Origin of the sequence: Streptococcus mitis (genome assembly GCF_901542415.1) — a bacterium.
GTDB classification, from domain to species: Bacteria; Bacillota; Bacilli; order Lactobacillales; family Streptococcaceae; genus Streptococcus; species Streptococcus mitis_BL.
Map to the genome: position 1 here is coordinate 306,705 of NZ_CABEHV010000004.1, position 11,995 is coordinate 318,699.

Annotated in this window: 9 protein-coding genes and 1 pseudogene; 7 read left to right on the top strand and 3 right to left on the bottom strand. The window is 39.2% G+C overall.

Annotated elements, in window-relative coordinates; translation table 11 throughout:
* A complete protein-coding gene (gene carB, locus FQT24_RS01795; protein WP_143952005.1) occupies window positions 1-3,177 on the top strand; it encodes a carbamoyl-phosphate synthase large subunit in 3,177 nt (1,058 codons plus the stop codon).
* Window positions 3,178-3,246: 69 nt separating this feature from the next.
* Here carB and FQT24_RS01800 read toward each other — a convergent pair.
* The 3 genes and pseudogenes from FQT24_RS01800 to tacF form a co-directional block, all read right to left on the bottom strand.
* Window positions 3,247-4,056: pseudogene (locus FQT24_RS01800) on the bottom strand (LicD family protein).
* Between the two features lies 1 nt (window position 4,057).
* Window positions 4,058-4,861 carry a LicD family protein gene (locus tag FQT24_RS01805; RefSeq protein ID WP_143952006.1) on the bottom strand — a complete coding sequence of 268 codons (804 nt, stop codon included), beginning with the start codon at window positions 4,859-4,861 and terminating at the stop codon, window positions 4,058-4,060.
* A 9-nt stretch (window positions 4,862-4,870) separates the two neighbouring features.
* Window positions 4,871-6,358, bottom strand: coding sequence for a type IV teichoic acid flippase TacF (gene tacF / locus FQT24_RS01810; protein ID WP_143952007.1), 1,488 nt, complete (start codon window positions 6,356-6,358; stop codon window positions 4,871-4,873).
* Window positions 6,359-6,798: 440 nt separating this feature from the next.
* On the opposite strand from tacF, the gene FQT24_RS01820 reads away from it, so the two are divergent.
* The 6 genes from FQT24_RS01820 to dprA all read left to right on the top strand — a co-directional run bounded on the left by FQT24_RS01820 (window position 6,799) and on the right by dprA (window position 11,924).
* The gene (locus tag FQT24_RS01820; RefSeq protein ID WP_000638496.1) at window positions 6,799-7,506 is read left to right on the top strand and encodes an IspD/TarI family cytidylyltransferase; all 708 of its coding nucleotides are present in this window, start codon (window positions 6,799-6,801) and stop codon (window positions 7,504-7,506) included.
* A gap of 4 nt (window positions 7,507-7,510) precedes the next feature.
* Window positions 7,511-8,533, top strand: a complete 1,023-nt coding sequence (locus FQT24_RS01825; RefSeq protein ID WP_000609877.1) for a ribitol-5-phosphate dehydrogenase — start codon at window positions 7,511-7,513, stop codon at window positions 8,531-8,533.
* Window positions 8,534-8,549: 16 nt separating this feature from the next.
* On the top strand, window positions 8,550-9,419 hold the full coding sequence (gene licA, locus FQT24_RS01830) for a choline kinase LicA (protein ID WP_143952008.1): 870 nt from the start codon (window positions 8,550-8,552) through the stop codon (window positions 9,417-9,419).
* Window positions 9,409-10,287, top strand: coding sequence for a DMT family transporter (locus tag FQT24_RS01835; protein WP_000791828.1), 879 nt, complete (start codon window positions 9,409-9,411; stop codon window positions 10,285-10,287). The genes licA and FQT24_RS01835 overlap by 11 nt, the downstream gene beginning before the upstream one ends.
* Window positions 10,288-10,298: 11 nt before the next feature.
* Window positions 10,299-10,988 (top strand): sugar phosphate nucleotidyltransferase, encoded by a 690-nt coding sequence (locus FQT24_RS01840; RefSeq protein ID WP_143952009.1) that lies wholly within the window; start codon window positions 10,299-10,301, stop codon window positions 10,986-10,988.
* Window positions 10,989-11,075: 87 nt separating this feature from the next.
* Entirely contained in the window at window positions 11,076-11,924 is an 849-nt protein-coding gene (gene dprA, locus FQT24_RS01845) for a DNA-processing protein DprA (RefSeq protein ID WP_143952010.1), read from the top strand.
* The last annotated feature ends 71 nt before the right edge of the window (window positions 11,925-11,995 follow it).

Below are 11,995 nucleotides of genomic sequence, written 5' to 3' on the forward strand. Positions count from 1 at the left end.
ATGCCTAAACGTACTGATATTCAAAAAATTATGGTGATTGGTTCTGGTCCGATTATTATTGGTCAGGCTGCTGAGTTTGACTACGCTGGGACCCAGGCTTGCTTGTCTTTGAAAGAGGAAGGTTATGAGGTTGTCTTGGTTAACTCAAACCCTGCAACTATCATGACGGATAAGGAAATTGCTGATAAGGTTTATATTGAACCAATTACACTTGAGTTTGTGACACGTATTCTTCGTAAGGAGCGTCCAGATGCCTTGCTACCAACACTCGGTGGGCAAACTGGTCTTAATATGGCCATGGAATTGTCTAAAAATGGTATCCTTGATGAGCTTGGTGTTGAGCTTCTGGGAACTAAATTATCTGCCATTGACCAAGCGGAGGACCGTGACCTCTTTAAACAATTGATGGAAGAATTGGAGCAACCAATTCCAGAATCTGAAATTGTAAACACTGTTGAAGAAGCTGTTGCCTTTGCAGCGACAATTGGTTACCCAGTTATCGTTCGTCCAGCCTTTACACTTGGTGGTACTGGTGGTGGTATGTGTGCCAACGAGGAAGAATTGCGTGAAATCGCTGAAAATGGATTGAAATTGTCACCTGTGACCCAATGTTTGATTGAGCGTTCAATCGCAGGTTTCAAGGAAATCGAATACGAAGTGATGCGTGACTCAGCTGACAATGCTTTGGTTGTTTGTAACATGGAAAACTTTGACCCAGTTGGGATTCACACAGGAGATTCCATTGTATTTGCCCCTGCGCAAACCATGTCAGACTATGAAAACCAAATGCTACGTGATGCGAGCTTGAGCATTATTCGCGCCCTTAAGATTGAAGGGGGATGTAACGTTCAGCTAGCCCTTGATCCGCATAGCTTCAAATACTATGTCATCGAAGTAAACCCCCGTGTATCACGTTCTTCAGCCCTTGCTTCTAAGGCGACAGGTTACCCAATTGCCAAATTGGCTGCCAAGATTGCAGTTGGTTTGACTTTGGATGAGGTCATCAACCCAGTTACGGGTTCAACCTATGCCATGTTTGAACCAGCTCTTGACTACGTTGTTGCCAAGATTCCTCGTTTCCCATTTGACAAGTTTGAAAAGGGTGAGCGCCGTCTTGGGACACAGATGAAGGCCACTGGAGAAGTCATGGCAATCGGTCGAAACATCGAAGAATCACTTCTTAAGGCCTGTCGCTCACTTGAAATTGGGGTGCACCACAATGAAATGCCTGAACTTGCAGAGGTTTCTGATGATTCCTTGATTGAAAAAGTAGTCAAAGCCCAGGATGACCGTCTCTTCTACGTATCAGAAGCAATTCGTCGTGGTTACACACCAGAAGAAATTGCTGAATTGACTAAGATTGATATCTTCTATCTTGATAAACTCCTACATATCTTTGAAATTGAGCAGGAGTTGGGAGCTCATCCACAAGATCTAGACGTTTTGAAAACGGCTAAACTCAATGGATTTTCAGACCGTAAGATTGCTGAACTCTGGGAAACGACAGCTGATCAAGTTCGCCAACTTCGTTTGGAAAACAAGATTGTTCCAGTTTATAAGATGGTAGATACTTGTGCGGCAGAGTTTGACTCTGAAACACCATACTTCTATTCAACCTATGGTTGGGAAAATGAATCTATCAAGTCTGATAAGGAATCTGTACTTGTCCTAGGTTCTGGTCCAATCCGTATCGGTCAAGGGGTCGAGTTTGACTATGCGACAGTTCACTCTGTTAAGGCTATCCAGGCTGCTGGTTACGAAGCCATCATCATGAACTCAAACCCAGAGACTGTTTCAACAGACTTCTCTGTGTCTGACAAGCTCTACTTTGAACCATTGACTTTTGAAGATGTCATGAATGTTATCGATTTGGAGCAACCAAAAGGTGTTATCGTTCAGTTCGGTGGTCAAACAGCCATCAACCTTGCGGAGCCATTGGCAAAAGCAGGTGTGACTATCCTTGGTACACAGGTTGCTGACCTAGACCGTGCCGAAGACCGTGACCTCTTTGAGCAAGCTCTTAAAGACTTAGATATTCCTCAGCCACCAGGACAAACGGCTACCAATGAAGAAGAAGCAGTGCTTGCAGCTCGCAAGATTGGTTTCCCAGTTCTAGTTCGCCCATCTTATGTACTTGGTGGACGTGCCATGGAAATCGTTGAAAACGAAGAAGACCTTCGTTCTTACATGCGTACCGCTGTTAAGGCTAGTCCAGACCACCCAGTTCTTGTTGACTCATACATCGTTGGGCAAGAGTGCGAAGTTGATGCCATCTCAGACGGGGAAAATGTTCTCATCCCTGGTATCATGGAGCATATCGAACGTGCCGGTGTCCACTCAGGTGACTCAATGGCCGTTTACCCACCACAAACCTTGTCGCAAAAGGTGCAAGAAACAATCTCAGACTATACTAAACGCCTAGCAATCGGTCTTAACTGCCTTGGAATGATGAACATCCAGTTTGTTATCAAGGATGAAAAAGTCTACGTTATTGAGGTCAATCCGCGTGCTAGCCGTACGGTTCCATTTCTTTCTAAAGTGACCAATATCCCTATGGCTCAAGTAGCAACCAAGCTCATTCTTGGTCAAAAACTTGAAGAGCTTGGCTACCAAGATGGACTTTACCCTGAAAGCACCCGCGTTCATATCAAGGCACCTGTCTTCTCCTTTACCAAACTAGCTAAGGTAGACAGCTTGCTCGGTCCTGAAATGAAGTCAACAGGTGAAGTTATGGGTTCTGATACGACTTTGGAAAAAGCTCTCTATAAGGCCTTTGAAGCTTCTTACTTACACTTGCCAACTTTTGGTAATGTTGTATTTACCATCGCTGATGATGCCAAAGAAGAAGCCTTGGACTTGGCTCGTCGTTTCCAAAATATTGGCTACGGTATCCTCGCGACAGAAGGGACAGCAGCCTTCTTTGCCAGTCATGGATTGCAAGCCCAACCTGTTGGTAAGATTGGTGATGACGATAAGGACATTCCAAGTTTTGTTCGCAAAGGAAGAATTCAAGCTATCATTAACACAGTAGGAACGAAACGAACTGCAGACGAAGATGGTGAGCAGATTCGCCGTTCAGCTATTGAACACGGGGTGCCGCTCTTCACAGCCCTAGATACAGCTAACGCCATGCTCAAAGTATTGGAAAGCCGTAGTTTTGTCACAGAAGCAATTTAAATAGAAAAAAGAGAAGGTGTAAAAATCTTCTCTTTTTTGTTATATTTTTTCTTGTAAACTACTGCTTAATCAGCTTTTGCGATAAGCTTTAATACTGTGACTATACCACTCTTGCATTTCTTTTGATGGTGGTGTCATATAATCTCCATACATCTGGGTTAAAAATTGATCATATTTTTTAGGGACGGGCAACATACGGCCTTCAAACTCAGTTAAGACGAGTTCTTTAAAGGTATCAACTGGGAAGACTTCTTTCATACCTTCCTTACCAATCCCAATTCCTCCTTCATATTGAGGAGTGTTGGTTGTAGCATTTTTGACCAGCTGATCAATTTTCTTGTAAAAGTAGCGTGGATTGACAAATCGGAGGGCGTACCAGCTACATAATCTTAGAAAATCTTTTAACTTGCTGTCACCGTGAACTGCGCGTGATTTTTTGATATAAGCTAGTTGACGAAGGGCTACATACTTATAACTCTTGTCGACAATGCTCAAGTCTGTAAAGCGATCAATTGGGAAGACATCGATAAAGAGACTGGTGTCATGACGCTTGTACTTAACATGGTCTTCGATAACAGTAGAAGTATCCAAAATCGATGCGAAATTATGGAAGTACCAAGAAGAAGTGTTTTAGGAGAGAACCTTATAACGTGGATGGTCTTCTTCCTCAATAATCTTCAGTAAACGCTCATAATCTTCACGATAGAGAGAAATATCGATATCATCATCCCAGGGAATCATACCTTTGTGGCGGATAGCTCCAAGCATGGTTCCATAACTGAGAAAATAAGGAATATCATGTTTCTTACAGGTCTCATCAATATAGTCTAGCAAGGCCAGTTGAATTTCTTTAATTTCTTCTTTTACTAAATATTGCATCCTAATCCTCCAATTTATAAGCGTGAAATTCATGACTGTAGAAGCGTTTTTCTTCTGGTGGTAGGGTCATATAATCTCCATAAAATTGCGTCAAAATAGTATCAAATTTTTCAGGTGCGGGAAGGCTTAAATTTTCAAAGGGCAAATCAATTGATTTATCAAAAGTACCACTTGGGAAGACTTCCTTTTCCTTAAATTTAGAAGGGATAAAAGCCATATACTGCCCATTTTCACGACTATATTTTTGAATTTCTTTCTCGATTTTATGTGCGAAATAACGAGGAGAAACAGGTCGAAGGAGTAACCAGAAGGCTGTTCGTATCCAATCTTTTAAGAGGCTATCTTTATAGACAATATTTTTATGTTTACTGAAAGACAGAAGTTTGAAGCTTTCCAGCTTATAACAAATATCAATGACCTTAGGGTCATCAAAGCGATCCATAGGGAAAATATCGATAAAAACACCTGACTCATAGGTTTTTGTATTCCGAGTATCAATAATTTTAGTTGAACTGTCGGTGATTTTGATAAAGTTGTTAAAGTAGTTCTTATCTGTTTCTAAGGATAGGAGCTTATATTTGCTTTTTTCCTTTTGAAAAATGTTAATAAATCGTTGATAGTCTTCTCGAGGCATGGATAAATCAATATCGTCGTCCCAAGGGATAAAACCCTCATGTCGAACTGCCCCAATCAGAGTCCCGTAGTTAATAATATAGTTGATATTGTGCTTTTTACAGAGAGTATCAATATAATCCAAAATTTCTAATTCAATTTGTTTGGCATCTTCAATGGTTAGTTGTTTCATTCTAAACTCCTATGATCTTTTGAATTTATTTTTTAAGGCTAGGACATGGTTTAAAAATTCATAGAAAATGCTATCTTTGGTGAAGACAAGTAGACCAATATAAGAGATGGCTGATAGCAAGACAATCAAACCAGTATTAATCAAAAATGGCAAATTAATGATCATATCCACAGGATACAAGAAATTAATTAGGAAATAAATTCCTACAAAGGAAAGTGAAAAGAGCGAGTATCGAACAGTATAGCTAAAGATATGTCCCAAGTGAATAAGCTGTTTTCTATGGATGAAAATGATATAGAAAACAAGTAGAGAGACCTCTGATAGCATAGTTGTCAGTAAGTAGTATTCAGGAGCCACTATGTGGTTGAAAAAGAGGAGACTATTTAAGCCCAAATTGAGTAATCCTGCAAAGACTGTATAGACTGTGATTCGTTTTTCATAGCCATTTGTAAAGAGAATTTGGGAACCAAGAATGGTATCTAAGGCCAGGATAATCGTACGAAAAGCGAAGAGAGAGGTTAAGATACCGCCTCCGATATATTTTTCACTACCATAAAGTAGGATAGCATTTGGTCCTAAAACCATGAGTCCAAAGCTCAGTGGAATGATAAAGAAGTTAAAGATTCGACTACCTCTATTAACAAGTGCGACATAAGCTTCCTTATCGCCTTTTCCTAGATAGTAACTGAGACGAGGCACACTCACTCCGATAGCTCCTGTTACAACACCAGCTATAACGGTCACAATTCGCTGAGCCATGGTATAGTAACTAACGTTGACATCAATCCCTGTTTTAACGAGGAAGAGACGATCTAAAAAAGTGAAGAGCATATTGGCATTGGCAAAGACCAACATGGCTGTTAAAGGGAGAAAGAGCGGTTTGAAATCACTTATGTGAATCTTAACAAGCTTAATGTCTCTTTTAATCCAAAAATAACTAATCAGATAGTTAATCAGTGTCGATAAACTCATCACAAGTGTATAGACAACAATATCGTGTTCATTTTTGACAAACAGGAAAATAGAGACCAGCATCAGGATACGGATGAAGGCAGTCTTGTAAAAGAGAAAACTGTAATTTTCCAGAGCTTCATTAACCCATTCGATTGAAAAAATCTGGGCAATGAGTTGAATCCCCATAACAAGGTAGACTTTTTTGACGATTGGATTATCTGTAAATAAGAGAGGATAGGCTAGGATATAGACAGCGGTGGTCAAAATCGTACAAGCTATGCACAAATAAAAAAGACTAGAGAAGGTTCTATTCAGATCTTTTTTGTTATCCTTGACATTACTGATGGCCCGTAAACCGTAGTTATAGACTCCATAAGTTGCAAAGGGTAAGAAAAATGACAAAATTGTGTCGACTGAGTTGAAGTAACCATAGTCAGTTCGGTCCAAGACACGCGCGACGTAGGTACCAGTTAAGATGGGAAAAATAATATTCAAGACACGAATTCCCATGTAAGATAGAGCATTTAATTTTATACTTTTCATTCAATTTACCTCGTTTTTCATTATATCATAAAGTCAGCTAATAAGAAATGAAGGGCAGTAATACTCTTCGAAAATCAAATTCAAACCACGTCAGCGTCGCCTTACCGTACTCAAGTACAGCTTACGGCTAGCTTCCTAGTTTGCTTTTTGATTTTCATTGAGTATAAGTCAAGTAATCACTTTGAAGTTTCAAAGTTTGATTTTAAGCTTTCTTTAAGAAAACTATATTATTCTGAAGAACTCTAAAATTTCACAGCCATTTATTGGTAATGACTACCGAATTCCTAGTCATTACTAGAAATGGACTAGTTATTTTAAATAATAGAACTCCTTAATCCTTCTATTCTAGAACGGGAGGGCCGGTATTTCTTTCATGATAGGACTAGATTGTGGTATAATAGAGAGAATAAGTTTTTTTAGTAAGACAAAGGAGAAAATAGATGATTTATGCAGGAATTCTTGCTGGTGGAACTGGCACACGCATGGGAATCAGTAACTTGCCAAAACAATTTTTAGAGTTAGGTGATCGACCTATCTTGATTCATACAATTGAAAAATTTGTCTTGGAACCAAGTATCGAAAAAATTGTAGTTGGGGTTCATGGAGACTGGGTTTCTCATGCAGAAGATCTTGTAGATAAATATCTTCCTCTTCATAAGGAACGTATCATCATTACAAAAGGTGGTGCTGACCGCAATACAAGTATTGAGAAAATCATTGAAGCCATTGATGCTTATCGTCCGCTTACTCCAGAGGATATCGTTGTTACCCACGATTCTGTTCGTCCATTTATTACACTTCGCATGATTCAAGACAATATCCAACTTGCCCAAAATCATGATGCAGTGGACACAGTGGTAGAAGCGGTTGATACTATCGTTGAAAGTACCAATGGTCAATTTATTACAGATATTCCAAATCGTGCTCACCTTTATCAAGGACAAACACCTCAAACATTCCGTTGCAAGGACTTCATGGACCTTTATGGATCTCTTTCTGATGAAGAGAAGGAAATCTTGACAGATGCATGTAAAATCTTTGTCATTAAAGGAAAAGATGTGGCCTTGGCCAAGGGTGAATATTCAAATCTTAAAATCACAACCGTAACAGATTTGAAGATTGCAAAAAGTATGATTGAGAAAGACTAGTAAAATGATTAATCAAATTTATCAACTAACTAAGCCTAAGTTTATCAATGTCAAATATCAGGAAGAGGCTATTGACCAAGAGAATCATATCCTCATCCGCCCTAATTATATGGCGGTCTGTCATGCGGATCAGCGTTACTATCAAGGAAAACGTGATCCAAAGATTTTGAATAAAAAGCTTCCAATGGCAATGATTCACGAGTCATGTGGAACCGTTATTTCTGACCCGACGGGAACCTATGAGGTTGGGCAAAAAGTTGTCATGATTCCAAATCAGCCTCCTATGCAGAGTGATGAAGAATTCTATGAGAACTACATGACAGGGACCCATTTCTTGTCTAGTGGCTTTGATGGCTTTATGAGAGAGTTTGTTTCTCTCCCTAAAGACCGTGTGGTGGCTTATGATGCTATTGAAGACACGGTTGCAGCGATTACAGAGTTTGTCAGTGTCGGTATGCATGCCATGAATCGCCTATTGACCCTTGCTCATAGCAAGCGGGACCGAATCGCCGTTATCGGAGATGGAAGTTTAGCATTTGTGGTTGCCAATATTATCAACTATACTTTGCCAGAAGCAGAGATTGTGGTTATTGGTCGTCATTGGGAAAAATTGGAACTTTTCTCATTTGCCAAAGAATGCTATATTACTGATAATATTCCTGAAGATTTGGCCTTTGACCATGCTTTTGAGTGTTGTGGTGGTGATGGTACTGGACCAGCCATTAATGACCTGATTCGCTACATTCGTCCTCAGGGAACGATTCTCATGATGGGAGTTAGCGAGTATAAAGTCAATCTCAATACACGCGATGCCTTAGAAAAAGGCTTGCTCTTAGTTGGATCTTCTCGTTCTGGTCGCATCGATTTTGAAAATGCAATCCAAATGATGGAAGTCAAGAAATTTGCCAATCGTCTTAAAAATATCCTTTATCTAGAAGAACCTGTAAGAGAAATTAAAGATATTCACCGTGTCTTTGCGACCGATTTAAACACAGCCTTTAAAACAGTGTTTAAGTGGGAAGTATAAGTGCTGGAGGTTAATTGTGGAGAAAATCATTAAAGAAAAAATTTCATCCCTACTTAGTCAAGAAGAGGAAGTCCTCAGTGTTGAACAACTGGGGGGAATGACCAATCAAAACTATTTGGTCAAAACAACAAATAAGCAATACATTGTTAAATTCTTTGGTAAAGGGACAGAAAAGCTGATCAATCGTCAAGATGAAAAGTACAATCTTGAACTACTAAAGGATTTAGACTTAGATGTAAAAAATTACCTTTTTGATATTGAAGCTGGTATCAAAGTAAATGAGTATATCGAATCTGCGATTACGCTTGATTCAACGTCAATCAAGACCAAATTTGATAAAATTGCTCCAATATTACAAACGATTCATGCTTCTGGTAAGGAATTAAGGGGAGAATTTGCTCCTTTTGAAGAAATCAAAAAATACGAATCCTTGATTGAAGAAAAAATCCCTTATGCTAACTATGAAGCCGTTCGAGAAGAAGTCTTCTCCTTAGAGAAAAGACTAGCTGACTTAGGTGTTGACAGAAAATCTTGTCATATCGATTTGGTGCCTGAAAACTTTATAGAATCACCTCAAGGACGTCTATATCTGATTGACTGGGAATATTCATCAATGAATGATCCAATGTGGGATTTGGCAGCCCTCTTTTTAGAGTCCGAATTCACTTCCCAAGAGGAAGAAGCCTTCTTATCTCACTATGAGAGTGAGCAAACACCTATCTCTCGTGAAAAGATTGCGATCTATAAAATTTTGCAAGATACTATTTGGAGTCTATGGACTGTCTATAAGGAAGAGCAAGGCGCAGATTTTGGTGACTATGGTGTGAATCGTTACCAAAGAGCTGTTAAAGGTTTGTCATATTATGGAGGTTCAGATGAAAAATAAAAATGGAGTTTCTTTTGGTCTACTCTCAGGTATTTTCTGGGGTTTAGGTCTAACGATTAGTGCTTATATCTTTTCGATTTTTACAGATTTGTCGCCTTTTGTGGTGGCCGCTGCTCACGATTTCTTGAGTATCTTTATCTTACTAGCTTTTCTCTTGGTAAAAGAAGGAAAAGTTCGTCTTTCAATTTTCTTAAATATTCGCAATGTTAGTGTGATCATCGGAGCCTTGCTAGCAGGCCCTATTGGTATGCAGGCCAATCTTTATGCGGTTAAGTATATCGGAAGTTCCTTAGCTTCATCTGTATCGGCTATTTACCCTGCGATTTCGGTTTTATTGGCTTTCTTCTTTTTGAAGCACAAGATTTCAAAAAATACTGTATTTGGTATTGTCTTGATTATTGCAGGGATTATTGCTCAGACCTATAAGGTTGAACAGGTCAATTCCTTCTACATTGGGATTCTCTGTGCTTTGGTTTGTGCTATTGCATGGGGAAGTGAGAGTGTTCTTAGCTCTTTTGCCATGGAAAGTGAACTGAGTGAAATCGAAGCCCTCTTAATCCGTCAAGTGACTTCATTCTTGTCCTATCTTGTGATTGTGCTCTTTTCTCATCAGTCATTTGCAGAAGTGGCCAATGGACAATTACTAGGTCTTATGATTGTCTTTGCAGCCTTTGATATGATTTCCTACTTGGCTTATTATATCGCTATCAATCGCTTGCAACCAGCCAAGGCTACAGGCTTGAACGTGAGTTATGTAGTTTGGACTGTCTTGTTTGCAGTTGTTTTCTTGGGCGCACCGCTAGATATGCTGACAATTATTACGTCACTTGTCGTCATTGCTGGAGTTTATATTATTATTAAAGAATAAAGGAGATTCGTGTGAAAGCCATTATCTTAGCAGCGGGCTTGGGAACTCGCTTGCGTCCTATGACTGAAAATACCCCTAAAGCCTTGGTTCAGGTTAATCAAAAACCCTTGATTGAATACCAAATTGAGTTTTTAAAAGAAAAAGGAATCAATGAAATCATCATCATTGTTGGTTACCTTAAAGAACAATTCGATTACTTGAAAGAAAAATATGGTGTTCGCCTCGTCTTCAATGATAAATACGCTGACTACAATAACTTTTACTCTCTCTATCTTGTAAAAGAAGAATTGGCCAATAGCTATGTTATTGATGCCGATAATTATCTCTTTAAAAATATGTTCCGCAATGATTTGACACGTTCGACTTATTTTAGTGTTTATCGTGAAGATTGTACCAACGAATGGTTCTTGGTCTATGGAGATGACTACAAGGTTCAAGACATTATTGTTGATAGCAAGGCTGGTCGTATCCTTAGTGGTGTATCCTTCTGGGATGCTCCAACCGCAGAAAAGATTGTTAGCTTTATCGATAAGGCTTATGCAAGTGGTGAATTTGTTGATCTCTACTGGGACAATATGGTTAAGGATAACATCAAAGAGCTAGATGTCTATGTTGAAGAATTAGAAGGCAATAGCATCTATGAAATCGATAGTGTCCAAGACTACCATAAATTAGAAGAAATTCTTCAAAACGAAAATTAAAGATTCCAACATCTGGCTAAAATAGTCGGATGTTTTTTTGATTTTTTACGAATAAATAGATGAGTAGAAAAAGAAATGGAGTTATTTATGAAAATTACAAACTATGAAATCTATAAGTTAAAAAAATCAGGTTTGACCAATCAACAGATTTTGAATGTCCTAGAATACGGTGAAAATGTTGATCAAGAACTGTTGTTGGGTGACATTGCAGAAATTTCAGGTTGCCGAAATCCAGCTGTTTTTATGGAACGTTATTTTCAGATAGACGATACGCATTTGGAGAAAGAATTTCAAAAATTTCCATCGTTCTCTATTCTAGATGACTGTTATCCTTGGGATTTGAGTGAAATATATGATGCACCTGTGCTTTTATTTTACAAGGGAAATCTGGATCTCTTGAAATTCCCGAAGGTAGCAGTCGTAGGAAGTCGTGCTTGTAGCAAACAGGGAGTTAAATCAGTTGAAAAAGTCATTCAGGGCTTGGAAAATGAACTAGTTATTGTCAGTGGATTAGCAAAGGGCATTGACACAGCAGCTCATATGGCAGCTCTTCAGAATGGCGGAAAAACCATTGCAGTGATTGGAACAGGACTAGATGTGTTTTATCCTAAAGCCAATAAACGCTTGCAAGACTACATCGGCAATGACCATATGGTTCTAAGTGAATATGGACCTGGCGAACAACCTCTTAAATTTCATTTTCCTGCCCGTAATCGCATCATTGCTGGACTTTGTCGTGGCGTGATTGTAGCAGAGGCTAAGATGCGCTCAGGTAGTCTCATTACCTGTGAGAGGGCAATGGAAGAAGGACGCGATGTTTTTGCTATACCTGGTAGCATTTTAGATGGACTATCAGACGGTTGCCATCATTTGATTCAAGAAGGGGCAAAATTGGTCACCAGTGGGCAGGATGTTCTTGCAGAATTTGAATTTTAATACTCTTCGAAAATCTCTTCAAACCACGTCAGCTTCACCTTGCCGTAGGTATGGTTACTGACTTCGTCAGT